The organism is Rhodoferax sp. P2_H8_2 (genome assembly GCF_056403235.1).
In genome coordinates this window covers 348,467-360,247 of record NZ_JBFUFW010000003.1, presented here as the reverse complement: position 1 = coordinate 360,247, position 11,781 = coordinate 348,467, and the positions used below count along the sequence as shown (strand labels likewise).

Annotated in this window: 15 protein-coding genes; 8 read left to right on the top strand and 7 right to left on the bottom strand. The window is 53.9% G+C overall.

The genetic code is table 11. The features are described 5' to 3' along the window. Positions 1-35 precede the first annotated feature (35 nt). Positions 36-617 (top strand): TMEM175 family protein, encoded by a 582-nt coding sequence (locus AC1DV6_RS07300; RefSeq protein WP_477976579.1) that lies wholly within the window; start codon positions 36-38, stop codon positions 615-617. A gap of 60 nt (positions 618-677) precedes the next feature. Here the strand turns inward: AC1DV6_RS07300 and AC1DV6_RS07295 are convergent, their stop codons facing one another. Continuing rightward, positions 678-1,037 (bottom strand): RidA family protein, encoded by a 360-nt coding sequence (locus tag AC1DV6_RS07295; protein WP_477976578.1) that lies wholly within the window; start codon positions 1,035-1,037, stop codon positions 678-680. Here AC1DV6_RS07295 and AC1DV6_RS07290 point away from each other — a divergent pair. Then, a complete protein-coding gene (locus AC1DV6_RS07290; RefSeq protein WP_477976576.1) occupies positions 1,036-3,210 on the top strand; it encodes a prolyl oligopeptidase family serine peptidase in 2,175 nt (724 codons plus the stop codon). The genes AC1DV6_RS07295 and AC1DV6_RS07290 overlap by 2 nt on opposite strands. On the opposite strand, the gene AC1DV6_RS07285 is transcribed toward AC1DV6_RS07290, so the two are convergent. Continuing rightward, entirely contained in the window at positions 3,207-3,539 is a 333-nt protein-coding gene (locus AC1DV6_RS07285) for a single-stranded DNA-binding protein (RefSeq protein ID WP_477976574.1), read from the bottom strand. The two genes, AC1DV6_RS07290 and AC1DV6_RS07285, sit on opposite strands and share 4 nt — an antisense overlap. Next, positions 3,532-3,879 (bottom strand): hypothetical protein, encoded by a 348-nt coding sequence (locus tag AC1DV6_RS07280; RefSeq protein WP_477976573.1) that lies wholly within the window; start codon positions 3,877-3,879, stop codon positions 3,532-3,534. Before AC1DV6_RS07280 ends, AC1DV6_RS07285 begins: the two co-directional genes overlap by 8 nt. Before the next feature lie 786 nt (positions 3,880-4,665). Between AC1DV6_RS07280 and AC1DV6_RS07275 the strand changes: the two genes are divergently transcribed. From AC1DV6_RS07275 to AC1DV6_RS07265, 3 genes are read left to right on the top strand one after another with little or no spacing between them, the layout of a single operon-like run. After that, a complete protein-coding gene (locus tag AC1DV6_RS07275; RefSeq protein ID WP_477976571.1) occupies positions 4,666-4,821 on the top strand; it encodes a hypothetical protein in 156 nt (51 codons plus the stop codon). Then, positions 4,818-5,546, top strand: coding sequence for a hypothetical protein (locus tag AC1DV6_RS07270; RefSeq protein ID WP_477976569.1), 729 nt, complete (start codon positions 4,818-4,820; stop codon positions 5,544-5,546). The genes AC1DV6_RS07275 and AC1DV6_RS07270 overlap by 4 nt, the downstream gene beginning before the upstream one ends. A 42-nt stretch (positions 5,547-5,588) precedes the next feature. Continuing rightward, on the top strand, positions 5,589-5,768 hold the full coding sequence (locus AC1DV6_RS07265; protein ID WP_477976567.1) for a hypothetical protein: 180 nt from the start codon (positions 5,589-5,591) through the stop codon (positions 5,766-5,768). A gap of 23 nt (positions 5,769-5,791) precedes the next feature. On the opposite strand, the gene AC1DV6_RS07260 is transcribed toward AC1DV6_RS07265, so the two are convergent. Next, the gene (locus tag AC1DV6_RS07260) at positions 5,792-6,835 is read right to left on the bottom strand and encodes a GSU2403 family nucleotidyltransferase fold protein (protein WP_477976565.1); all 1,044 of its coding nucleotides are present in this window, start codon (positions 6,833-6,835) and stop codon (positions 5,792-5,794) included. Positions 6,836-7,072: 237 nt separating this feature from the next. Here AC1DV6_RS07260 and AC1DV6_RS07255 point away from each other — a divergent pair, with 237 nt between their 5' ends. After that, the gene (locus AC1DV6_RS07255; protein WP_477976563.1) at positions 7,073-7,537 is read left to right on the top strand and encodes a MerR family transcriptional regulator; all 465 of its coding nucleotides are present in this window, start codon (positions 7,073-7,075) and stop codon (positions 7,535-7,537) included. Positions 7,538-7,946: 409 nt separating this feature from the next. Beyond that, the gene (locus tag AC1DV6_RS07250; protein ID WP_477976561.1) at positions 7,947-8,303 is read left to right on the top strand and encodes an aspartyl protease family protein; all 357 of its coding nucleotides are present in this window, start codon (positions 7,947-7,949) and stop codon (positions 8,301-8,303) included. Between the two features lie 68 nt (positions 8,304-8,371). On the opposite strand, the gene AC1DV6_RS07245 is transcribed toward AC1DV6_RS07250, so the two are convergent. Continuing rightward, on the bottom strand, positions 8,372-8,755 hold the full coding sequence (locus AC1DV6_RS07245) for a hypothetical protein (RefSeq protein ID WP_477976559.1): 384 nt from the start codon (positions 8,753-8,755) through the stop codon (positions 8,372-8,374). Positions 8,756-9,110: 355 nt separating this feature from the next. After that, complete coding sequence (locus AC1DV6_RS07240; RefSeq protein WP_477976557.1) at positions 9,111-10,364, bottom strand: hypothetical protein; 1,254 nt, start codon at positions 10,362-10,364, stop codon at positions 9,111-9,113. A 95-nt stretch (positions 10,365-10,459) separates the two neighbouring features. On the opposite strand from AC1DV6_RS07240, the gene AC1DV6_RS07235 reads away from it, so the two are divergent. Further along, positions 10,460-11,056, top strand: a complete 597-nt coding sequence (locus AC1DV6_RS07235; RefSeq protein ID WP_477976555.1) for a hypothetical protein — start codon at positions 10,460-10,462, stop codon at positions 11,054-11,056. A 116-nt stretch (positions 11,057-11,172) separates the two neighbouring features. Here AC1DV6_RS07235 and AC1DV6_RS07230 read toward each other — a convergent pair whose 3' ends face one another. Continuing rightward, positions 11,173-11,727 carry a hypothetical protein gene (locus tag AC1DV6_RS07230; protein WP_477976554.1) on the bottom strand — a complete coding sequence of 185 codons (555 nt, stop codon included), beginning with the start codon at positions 11,725-11,727 and terminating at the stop codon, positions 11,173-11,175. Between the last annotated feature and the right edge of the window lie 54 nt (positions 11,728-11,781).

Here is an 11,781-nt window from a genome sequence, read left to right as displayed (position 1 = left end):
ACCCCAAAAACCCACAGCGCATTCGGAGCCCAGCCATGAACAAGACCCGACTCGAAGCTTTCAGTGACGGCGTGATCGCCATCATCATCACCATCATGGTGCTGGAGTTCAAGGTGCCGCACGGCCAGGAGTTTGCCGACCTGCTGCCGCTGTGGCCGATCTTCCTGAGCTACGTGCTGAGCTTTGCCAACGTGGGTATTTATTGGAACAACCACCACCACATGCTGCATGCGGTCAAGCAGGTCAACGGCGCCATCCTGTGGTCCAACCTGAACCTGCTGTTCTGGCTGTCGCTGATGCCGTTTGCCACCGCGTGGATGGGCGAGAACCACTTCGGCGCGGTGCCGGTCGCGGTGTATGCGTTCGATCTGCTGATGTGCGCAATCAGTTATACGTGGCTTCAATCACGGATCATCAAGTCGCAGGGCGAACAGTCCTTATTGCACGTGGCCGTGGGCAATGATCGCAAGGGAAAAATCTCGGTCGCCTGCTACGTGATTTCCATCCCACTGGCGTTGCTGGGTTACCCCGCAATCTCCGGCGTTCTGCTGGGCGCAGTGGCCTGCATCTGGTTCATCCCGGACCGGCGCATCGAGAAGAAGCTGATCGAAGAGTAACCGCGGATGCTATATATTTGGTAGCTGCTTACGCACATTCTATGCGCCTTGCAGCCATATTTAGCTCTGAATTGTCGCTGCGGTGAATGCAATTTCCAGCAGGTAATCCGGGCTCGCCATCTCGGCGCTGATGCAGATGCGCGCAGGCGCGCAACCCTCGGGCAACCAGGCTGCCCACTCCGCATTCATCGCCGCGCGGTCCGCCATCTGTTTGATGCAGATCGTCGCCATCAGCAACTGGCTTTTGTCGGAGCCTACGAGCGCCAATGTGCGCTCAGCCTGTGCCAGCACGGCTTGCGTCTGGGTGGTGATGTCGGTGCCGCTTTCTGGCACTTCCACAAAATAAGCAGTGCTGTTGTGTACGACAGCGTCAGACCATTGGGCTTGGGGGTTGATACGGGTGATAGGAGAGGATGTCATGTCTTATTATCGCCAGCACACACACGGCCTGTTAACGGAGTTGAATTTGAAATTTTCACTGAACCGCGTGCTCGCCTCGGGCTTGCTCGCACTTGTCGCCACCCATGCCGGCGCACAATCCACGCCCATGAATGATCCCTACCAATGGCTCGAAGACGTACAGGGCGAGCGTTCGCTGAACTGGGCGCGCGAACGCAATGCCGTCACGCAAGGCCTGCTGGAAAAGCAGCCCGTGTTCAAGGACAACCAGCAGCGCCTTCTGGCCGTGCTGGACAACCGCGACCAGATCCCCTATGTCGGCCGCCGTGGCGATTACTTTGTCAATTTCTGGCGTGATGCAGCCAACCCGCGCGGCCTGTGGCGGCGCACGACGCTTGCCGAATACCGCAAGCCCAAGCCGCAATGGGAAGTGCTGCTGGATCTGGATGCACTGGGTAAAGCGGAAGGCGAGAACTGGGTCTGGGGTGGCTCCGACTGCCTGGCGCCAGACTACAACCGCTGCCTGTTGCAACTCTCGCGCGGCGGTGCCGATGCCAAGGTCGTGCGCGAGTTCGATATCGCCAGCCGCAGTTTCGTCAAGGACGGCTTCGTACTGCCCGAAGCCAAAACCAGCGTGACCTGGCTGGATGCCGACACTCTGTTGGTGGGCACCGATTTTGGCCCCGGCAGCATGACCAAGAGCGGCTACACACGCATCATCAAAGAGTGGAAGCGCGGCACACCGCTCACCACGGCACGAACTCTCTACGAGGCGCAGGAGAGCGATGTCTCCGCCTTTTTTAGTGTGGATCGCACACCCGGGTTTGAGCGCGTGGGGTTCGGCCGTTCGACCGATTTCTTCAATACCGAAGTCTTCATGCGCCAGGGTGACAAGCTGGTACGCATCGACAAACCGTCCGACGCCACGTTCTTCTCGCGCCGCGAGTGGGCGTTCCTGCAATTGCGCAGCGATTACCAGACACCGCAGGCTTCCTACAAGGCGGGCTCGCTGCTGGCGATCAAATTTGACGACTTCATGCGAGGCGAGCGTAATTTCGACGTGCTGTTCACGCCCACTGCCACACGCTCACTCGGCCGCGGCGGTGTCAGCCTGACGCGTGACTATGTGATCCTGGGCATTCTGGATAACGTGGCGGGTCGGCTGGAAGAAGTGCGTTATGACAACGGCAAGTGGATCACGCGCGCGGTGAACGCGCCCTTCCCTGGCACGCTGAGCGCGTCCAACATGAGCGATCCGTTTGTGAAGAACGACCCGTACGCCAACACGTACTTCATGAACTACGCGGACTTCCTGACGCCAGACAGCCTGTACCTGGGCCAGGCTGGTGACGACAAGCGCGAGCTGCTGAAGCAGCGTCCGACCTTCTTCAACGCCGACGGCATGCGGGTGGAGCAGATGTTTGCTACCAGTAAGGACGGCACGCGCATCCCCTACTTCGTGGTGTGGCCCAAAGGCGCCAAGGCCGATGGCAACAACCCGACCATTCTGTACGGCTACGGTGGCTACCAAATCTCGATGTTGCCCAGCTACTCCGGCACTTATGGCGAAGCCTGGTACCGCCACGGCGGCGTCTTGGTGATTGCGAACATCCGCGGCGGCGGCGAGTTCGGACCCACATGGCACACCTCGGCCACCAAAGCCAACAAACAACGCAGCTACGACGACTTCGCCGCTGTGGCCGAAGATCTGGCGGCGCGCAAGATCACCAGCCCCAAACACCTGGGCATTTACGGTGGCAGCAACGGCGGCCTGCTGGTTGGTGCTGTGATGGTGCAGCGCCCCGAACTATTCGGCGCCGTGTTGTGCGCGGTCCCGCTGTTGGACATGCAGCGCTACCACAAGCTACTGGCCGGCAACAGCTGGATGGCCGAATACGGCGACCCAGACAAGTCGGAAGAATGGGCCTGGATCAGCAAGTACAGCCCGTACCAAAACGTGAAGCTTGGTGTGAAGTATCCGAAGGTGCTGTTCACCACGTCCACGCGCGACGACCGGGTGCATCCGGCCCACGCACGCAAGATGGCAGCCCGCATGCTGGAGCAGGGCCACGACGTGCTGTATTACGAAAACATCGAAGGCGGCCACGGTGGCGCGGCAGACAACAGCCAGAAAGCGCGTCTGCAGGCGCTGGAGTTCACCTTCATGCTGGATGTGTTGGGCAACAAGCCCTAAGCTTGCGGCGCGATGTCCGCGCGCTTTTGCGTGGCGTGGTAAACGGTCAACACTTGGGTTGCCACCATGTCCAGCGCAGGGCGCGCATTGCCCTGTTTGTCAGTCCACACCTTGGGTGTCAGTGACCCGGCAAGGGCGACCGCGTCGCCATCGTCCAGCACCATAAGCGCCGCGCTGGCTTCCGCCGCAAACGCAATCACGTTGACCATCAGGCTTTCGCCATCGCCGGCGGTGGCCTTCACCTTGGCCAGCGCGAAGCTGGTGTCGTTCTTGCCTTGGCGGGTTTCCGCCAGCCCGACCAGCGTGCCGGCGATCAGGCCTTCAATCATCCTTGGGGGCCGTGTCTTTGCCGCATGCGGGGCAGGTGTCGTTGCACACGCCCGTCGAAACACTGTCCCACTGTTGTCCGCAAACACACTGGTAATGGTTGGTATGGCCCGGCGCAAATTGGGTATCGCCAAACGACGTATCGTCGCCCATTTGCGTATTTTCAAACGCTGACTCAGCATCTGCGGCCCGGGTTTCTTCAAATCCCGGTGCCGGCGCAGTAATGTCTACCGTTTGAAAGAGAGACTTGAGTTTGCGGCCGAACATGGGATTGCAAAGTCCGTTTTGTAGTTTCTCGAAATAGTTGCACATAGGCTCTATATAGATCAATGGGTTGTGCACGTTTTTTGGGACTCCGCCATCTGACAGTCCCGAAATAGTTGCACCAATCCTTGGTGTTCTACTCGCCTATGGCAATCCTCATTCGAAAAATTAAGAAACCCGCTGCTACCAGCAACGGTGAAAGTATTGGTGGAGGCCGTCATCTCCTGGCAACTGTCACCCCGCTCTCAGATATCCCTTGCACTATCGGCCCGGCGCTTTAACCCCCGTATAGTGACGCGCACTCGGACTTCACAGCTTGAAAGACGGTGAACAGGTTAGTTTCCATAAAAATCTCCAAGTTACAGGTCAATGAAAAATCAACTATCACGAGGAGTGAAAACGCCAGGCCGTTTACAAGGTCTTGGACTGAGGTAACGGTAGACAGCATTGCTGCCAAGTCTTGGTTGCACGAAGTTTAACCTCCGTCGCCGACCGAATTGGCCCGGGCGTCTTTATCCAAGAGTTGCTGAAGTCAGGAAGTGTCCGTTGGACCCCTACGGGCGGGTCAAAATAGCGTTGGGGCAGCAGGCATTGATCAACGCAAATGCCAGCGGCTTTTGCATGCGTGATATCGAAAGCTGAACTGATTGGAGCGAAAAGTGCTCCTGAGCGCAAGAGTTAGTTAGCTTCCGGCCCCAGTATGTTGAACTGAATTTAGGGTCGAAAAAACTGTTTTAAATCGCAATAACATATTGATTTTATTAGATTTATTTACATAATCACTATTCATCTGACTGGAACTCCTTCTAGAACAATATTTGCATATCGTTAAAAATTCAGTCATGTTTGGTTCTGGAGCTATTCATGCCTGCTATTTCGATGTTGATTAAAGGTGCCGCCGAATTCCTGGCAGTTGTTCAAGCAAATCCAATGTTGCTGGTCTCGTTGGTTGCATTGGCTTCTCTGGCAGTCGCAGCCATGGCACTTAAGGTTGTTCATACGGTGGTCTCAAAAAAATGAGCTGGGCCAAAATGCCAAGCGCCTGGCTCCGGCCGGTCGCGCCTCATGAAGAAGCTGATGAAGCGGCGCTGGTTTATCCGTTGAAGTCTCTGGTCTGGCGCAAAGACGGGTCAAGTTCAATGGCTGCATTGATGATCCTGATTGCATTGTCAATACGGCTGAATGTGACGTTGAAAGGGCGCAAGTTCGATGTGTCCAGTCCGCGCCCAACAAAAGTCGCTGTTACGTATGATGAACTCCAAAGGATGACTGGTTTTGCCAGGGCCACTGTTAGTCGGGGCATCGAACTGCTTGAATCGTTGGGTGCAATCGCCAGGGTGAAGATTGGCAGAGCCAATTTCTACGAAATTGTTGGCCTTCACGAAAATGGCGGGTGGTGCCAGATTCCACAGACGCAGCTCCTACAAGGCGACGGATCACTGTCAATCAAGAAGCTGGAGCGAAAGCGGATAACTTTGTATGCATTGAAGCTCTACGTGCTTTTCCTGGCTCTTCGCAGGCAGGTGTTCAACAACACCGCCATTAGTTATACGGGAATCATGAAGTGGACCGGCCTGAGAAGGGCCGACATTGGTCCTGCCGTTCAGCTACTTATTGCTTGGGAGTTGGTGGATGTGTCTGAGGAACTTGATGACCGCCACCTCAATGAAAGCGACCGCAGCAAGCGCTATCGCATTCGCGGGCTTAGTGCAGTAAAGCACCAAAGTGCTACTGCTGACACCTAACATCTTCACTGCCAAAGCGGTGACCTATCTAAGGACCAAGTGATGTCATCGATATTGAAGCAAGAAGAGATACCTGCGCAAAACGGGAAATACGTCACCAAAATCACGCTGGAAAGCGGTGCCGTCGGATGGATTGCATCGGATGTATCGATGAAGGCACTGGAAGGCCTGAAGCGTAAGTTGTTGCGCAAGCAGGCAAAGCTGCAAAAACGGCGTGCGTGATGGCGACTGTTTCATTTATCGCTTTATTTTTCCTCGTATTCGGCTTCTTGTGCCCAATCGTCAAACAGGTCGCGAAGTTCGCTAGGGAGGCTAAGCACGAACTCCTTGTCTAGTGGGTACTCATAGGCCAGGAAGTGACGACAAGCATCAAGCAGCACTTGACCCTGTCGAGCGTCTCTCAACTTCTTTTGCGCATCTCGTCCTTGCTTTTTGGCCAGCCACAACTTATGAACTGCCATCCAACGAGGGTCCGGAACGTAAAGCGGGCAGGCGCGATTCCGCCGAGTCGCGATCACTACAAACGCTGCCTTCCCACGAAGCAACCATTCTTGCTCCACCAACGAAGCTGTCGACTCGAAGCCCCCATCGCTGGGCAAGGGCAATTGACTCAGTGCCGTCAACAACTGGACTTCGTTGCCGGTACTGCTCACTGCCTGAGAGGAGTTTTTAGGGTTGATGCGGTAAGTGGAATCAATGGAATGCAGCACCGCCATCAGAGACTTACGACTTTCAGCATGTGAGTCCGGTACCAACCTTGCAAGAGATGCGCTCGACCCTCGACACCATGCCAAATCAAGCCCTTGGGCAGGCTCATTTCGCACTGGGAATTTCACGCCACACAGAATTTCATAAGCCACAAAGGCATTGGCGCCTACAACCAGCAGATCGTTTCTAAGCAGCCCCTCTATATCTAGTGCGCGCAACAGTTCGCCCTGCTTGTCCGGCATTGCCGGCAACCTAAGCGCTCTATATTGAAGTGCGCGTTGCTCAATGAGGGACGTGGCTTCGGAGGCGCGCTTTCTATTCAGCTCCTTTTCGACGACAAACGACTCGTAGACAGCCTCTGTCTCTGGCGAGCGCGCACCTTTGGTAGTAGCGCTTGCGTGGCCACCTTTTTTGACGGCGAGATATTGAGTGTTGCCCTTGGTTTGCCAGAACATGGAGGTGGGCAGAGATGCCAAAGTCTGTCGCGCTCCGTGCCACCGGTCGTATGCGGCTTCAAGATTGGCAATGACCCGTCCTGAATCCGTCTGAAAGGGGATGAAGTCAGATTTGAGACAGGCCATGGGCTGGGAATCATAGAGAGTTTCCACCGAACATGCGCAAATTTGTCCATGATGGGTGGAAATTGGAACTACAGAGGGCCTGGCGCATCCTGCTTCTGGGGCTTCTGGGGCACAGCGGTGACGCTAGATCCGAAAGCGGGGCCGCCAATCTGTGGATAAGGCTGTGGATATATCCATGGATATCTGTTGATAAATACGATATAAATATAGTATGACGCTAAACTCTAATTAAAAGTCGTGCCCAAAAAGCCGGTTCATGACTCCGCCGAATGGTTTTCGGCCGCTCGTGCCGCCCGCTTGGCTGGGCTCACTCAGGCAATGGTGAATTACCTTTGCCGAGTCGGAGTTGTCTTGCCATCCTGTGATTGCCAGCGTGGACATGGGATCCCAAGGCACTATTCGTTTGGAGATGTTGTCGCGCTCAGGCTTGTAGCGCGTCTGTCCAATGCCGGGGTTTCGCCGTTGCGCCTCCGTAAGGGGTTTGAATACTTACGGAAATACCAGCCTCAGATTACGTTGACGTCTCTGCCGGCAAGCCATGTGGTCACGGATGGGCAGTTCATGTATCTGAGGGGTGCTGGTGACTCGTTAGAACGAGCAACCGATGGTCAATATGCCTTTGCATTCGTCATTGAGCTTGACCATATACGGCGGGAGGTTGTCGACAGACTCCCAATTTTGCAAAAAAGTGCAAGCGGGTGATGCAACGCAGGTGGCGTAGTGCGAAAAGAGAGTAAAACAATGGGTAGCGGTTTGCCTCTACCCTAGGAGGTCCAAAAATGATCAAGAGTGAACACATTCCTGTTAGGCCGGAGCTTGTGGCCTATGAGGCTGCTTTGTCTCGTGTACTCCCCATGCATGATGGAGAGTACGTCGTTATCAAAGGTGATCGGCTTTTGGAATTTTTCAAGCGCTATGACGAAGCGCTAGAGTGGGCATATACCAACCTGGGGTTGGACGCATTCTTTGTGAAGCGAGTCGAGTCGGCTGAACTAAGCACTGTTCACTACACACGTGACTTAGGTCCGTGCCGAGGCTAACGCTTGACGCCCGCAATAACGGGCTAATAGTGGAGGCAAACATCTGGCTTAGCGCTCCACGGCGTGCAGCGATGTTTGCGAAGGGAATAACGGTTAACCCGAAAATCTCAGTAACACTCATTATTGATACGGGCGCTGACAGCACTACGCTCAGTAGTCAAACCATGCGTAGTTTGGGCATTTCGCCTACGAGCCAAGCAAGAATACTCACATCCGGTTCTAAGGGCGTGCCAGAACTGTGCGATGTCTATGACATTGAGCTGGAAATAAAAAATCCCACACAGTCACCCTGGAGAATTCCGGCATTGGAAGTCTTGGCGTTGCCGTTAGAAAACCAAGGTACCGAGGGCATGCTTGGCCGCGACATCCTCCAGTTGGGTATCTTGCACTACGACGGTCCACGAAATACGTTCACACTCGACTACTAGCCATCTTGCATGGTGGTGGCGTCTCATTTTTCACCATCAAGCTCCTCAGAATTCGCAACTGATCATTGTTATCGCAGGCGGATAATCTTCAGGCACTTGTTGATTGCCGAGAGTAAGGAAGAAGTATCACCATAGCTGACTTGCCCAAGCTCATCTTGTTGTTGGGCTTTCTCGCAAGACACCTCGTAGTGTTTCCACGCAGAAATGAAGCGATTTCGGTCAAAGCGATTTAGGCGAATTTCGACAGCGTAGCGTTCGCCAATAGTTGGCCGCTTTCTATACGGACTCGGGTCACTTTGTTGGGCAACAAGAAAAAGTACCAAGGGCCCAGCCGCGTCGTTGAATTCCTTCCTTCGGTCCCTGCCAATGGCCGTCCAGTTGCCGACAAGCAATCCAATCAGGAAGATCAGGAGGCTGATAGCTGGATGGGTAAGCAACTCAGTAAAACTCATGCTGCTTCACCATATCGCCACACGGCCGTGTGGCGTGTTCAGAGTTTCACCAAGCCACGCGCGAAGCGGACCGCATAGTTGATCAACCAAAAAGCCATTTTGAGGGGTGCAAAATAGGAATGCCAACTCCGGTGGAATCCAACAACGAAGTCATGGAAGATTCCCGAGCCCGGTCGAATCGGCTTTGGATTCAATCTGGCCCACTCGTGCGTAGCGGAACTTGCGAAAGATTCAGTTGGACTCATCTATTCAATAGTACCGGACAGAAGGAAAATTCGCTAGGCACACAGAGCCTTTTGCGCGGTCCTTGGCATAGTCCCAAGCTGAAAACCCGGTATTAGCGAAGCATCGTGAATCACGAATCCCCGGTGCGCTTCAGGTCACAGGCCTCGACTCCCCAAGCACTAAAGCTATTAGCAATAGGTTGCAGCATTGGGTCCAATGCGTCAGCCTCGCGCAAGGCTGCTTCGGCCCACGACTGGTATTTCGCTCTTCCTTCGCCAGACCAATCCGGGTGAGTGGCCATTACGTCTACGAGACTGCGAATGTCCCTGGCACTGCGAAGGTTTGCAGCCGCATCGGATATCTCTTTCCTGATGGCCTGTTTTCTGGCTTCGATGGCCGCCAGGCGCATCTGTTCTTCCTTGCGCTTTTGCTCCGCAATTTCTTCCAGCATTTGGCTTCTGCGCTCCAATTTCCAATCGTAGATGGAAAGATCTGCGGCGCGCATCTTGGTCTCAGCTAGAGTGAGAATTTTTTCCACAATTTCATCAAGACGCCTTTCAATCTTGGCATCTGTTCCATCCACAAAATCTCCGTCTTTGTCGCTCAATCCCACGCGAAGTGTTGTGACGTTGCCTCGCGGTATGTCGCTACTGCCCTTGGGATTTTCCGGCTCTAAGAATTGAAGTTGAACTCGGGACGCACCAATCGAAACGGACGCAACAAGATGGTGAATATGACCTACACCCTGAATCCAGGTCTCTCTTTCAGAAACTTCACAGCTTGCATGGATGGAGTCGAGGATGAAGAAGATGCTGCTAAACAGGCGGAGCTGGCGTTGGAACCTAGGCTCCAGAAAATGTGGCTTGTCAAAAGACCAATTCCTAGCTTTGAACTTTTCGGCACGGTTTGCTTCTGACCGCAGTACCCTAAGCAGACCCCGATGCGGGTCTGTGAGGTCTTTCTTGGCGCGAAAGGGTCCGAGGCTTGCAAAGGCAGACTGAACAACCTCTTCGACAGTTTCCCCATAAGCGGGAACTGAAATCTCCGATTCCAGGTCAATAGGTGTGTTCCACCTTTCGTAGTGGGTAACGGAGCGAAGATCGACAAGCTCTCGCTGGCCAGGCAACCGCATTGGCAACGGTGTTGTCGAAACTCTACCGCCCGCCACCCTCTTTGCCCAGTAGCCGGGTGGCGGTGCTGGGATACGTTCTTTGGCACATAGCTTGCCAATGGCCACGTCAGAAATCCCCCAAATACCTGCTAACTTAGATCTTGGCTCGCTCCACACTAGAGCATGTAGTTCGGTACGGGTGAGAGATTTTGGCTTTGGGGTCGTCATATTGAATGGCCAGTAATTGATGTGGCAAGCAAGTAACGTTGTCACGATGCATAGAAGCGGCCTGCGCATCAAGACCAAGCCAGCAACATCAGATAGGAAGATAGACTAGAAAAGGAAGCCGCCCAAAAAAAGGAATAGACATGAGCGACTGGGATTTTCTCCACGAAATGCACGAAAGCGGGTACAGCCCCGAAGAGATAGCCGATGCCGCCGGTTCCGGGGCAGCCCCGTGGGAGTGGGAGTACATCAGTACAGAGTGGATCAACTCCGAGCTTTCAAATGAGTCGGAAACGGTTACCAGCCCAAATGAGCAGCATGCACCTTTTAGAAGTAGAGATGGGTTTCCATTCAGCATGATGGAGCAAACTAAAATCTTTGAGGATTTAGTTGACTGCGCTACCCGCCATTTCGAGAACACGGGTCGGTACTTGCAGGTCTGGGGTGAACTTGGGGAAATCTATGCAGAGATCGAATTCGGACTTTGTCGCCATGGGACTCATAGAGCCGGCTCCGACGGAACAATTGCCGGAAAACTTGTCGAGGTAAAGACAATTTCACCCGAGAAAGCTGGCGACCATGTTCTCGTCAAGAGCCAGGGAGACTTTGATGAATTGCTCATCGTTCGAATTGATCAGAACTTTCAGTTCAAAGGCAAGCTATTTGACCGGGGCGAGCTAAAGGGGAGTGCCGGCAAATACTTGAAAGGACATCTGAAAAATGACGCGGGCGATGTTTAATCCGAGCGCGCTCACACCTCTCCAGGGCGTGGTCTTGATAAGACGCAACCCCGATGCAGCTAACTTCAATTTAACGCGCGTGCAAGGCTCTTACGGAAATCTACCTCAGCTGACTGTTAAACATGGGTCTTAAGGTAACTCTCATAAAAAGGAGAAGACTTCATTGGCTTAAGTGCCCAGTGATACTTTGCACCACTGCGTTTCCCAATGACGTAGTCTAGTTTTTCCTGGCTGTATTGATGGTGTTGGAAGCGACGCCGTTCAAATTGCTTGTTCCAAAGAGGAGCCGATCCAAAGCGCTCCCCAAAACGCTGGAGCACAACCGCTTCGCAATCGAGATAGGTATTTTCTTGCCTCTTCACTCGAGGAGTCGCAACGCAAACTTGAAAGTTGAAATCCCCTACGAGCTCTTCGAGCTTCCGTGCCCACTTTTTATGTGATGCGATTCGGCTGCCAAAGCTGCCCTCCCCGACATAAATAGCAGGTGATTCGCCCCTTGGATAGCTAATGGCAAAGTTACCAGCTAGGCGTATGACATACACGCTTCGGTCAAGGCGTTCCTTCAATGCTCCGTTGGCAACGAGACGAGGCAGCAGGTCCCTCTGCCAAGTTTCGTCAGGGTTCCAATCAACACATGTCCACGAAAGTGGGACGGTTACGGGCACTGGCATTTTTTCCTCCCCTGTTTAACTTTATGCAGCTGTCAACATGTCTAGCTAACAAAG

Excerpts from the sequence above, each read along its gene's own strand:
- AC1DV6_RS07300 (WP_477976579.1), top strand. The coding sequence starts at position 36 with ATGAACAAGACCCGACTCGAAGCTTTCAGTGACGGCGTGATCGCCATC.
- AC1DV6_RS07290 (WP_477976576.1), top strand. The coding sequence starts at position 1,036 with ATGTCTTATTATCGCCAGCACACACACGGCCTGTTAACGGAGTTGAAT.
- AC1DV6_RS07295 (WP_477976578.1), bottom strand. The coding sequence starts at position 1,037 with ATGACATCCTCTCCTATCACCCGTATCAACCCCCAAGCCCAATGGTCT.
- AC1DV6_RS07285 (WP_477976574.1), bottom strand. The coding sequence starts at position 3,539 with ATGATTGAAGGCCTGATCGCCGGCACGCTGGTCGGGCTGGCGGAAACC.
- AC1DV6_RS07275 (WP_477976571.1), top strand. The coding sequence starts at position 4,666 with ATGCCTGCTATTTCGATGTTGATTAAAGGTGCCGCCGAATTCCTGGCA.
- AC1DV6_RS07270 (WP_477976569.1), top strand. The coding sequence starts at position 4,818 with ATGAGCTGGGCCAAAATGCCAAGCGCCTGGCTCCGGCCGGTCGCGCCT.
- AC1DV6_RS07265 (WP_477976567.1), top strand. The coding sequence starts at position 5,589 with ATGTCATCGATATTGAAGCAAGAAGAGATACCTGCGCAAAACGGGAAA.
- AC1DV6_RS07260 (WP_477976565.1), bottom strand. The coding sequence starts at position 6,835 with ATGGCCTGTCTCAAATCTGACTTCATCCCCTTTCAGACGGATTCAGGA.
- AC1DV6_RS07250 (WP_477976561.1), top strand. The coding sequence starts at position 7,947 with ATGTTTGCGAAGGGAATAACGGTTAACCCGAAAATCTCAGTAACACTC.
- AC1DV6_RS07245 (WP_477976559.1), bottom strand. The coding sequence starts at position 8,755 with ATGAGTTTTACTGAGTTGCTTACCCATCCAGCTATCAGCCTCCTGATC.
- AC1DV6_RS07235 (WP_477976555.1), top strand. The coding sequence starts at position 10,460 with ATGAGCGACTGGGATTTTCTCCACGAAATGCACGAAAGCGGGTACAGC.
- AC1DV6_RS07230 (WP_477976554.1), bottom strand. The coding sequence starts at position 11,727 with ATGCCAGTGCCCGTAACCGTCCCACTTTCGTGGACATGTGTTGATTGG.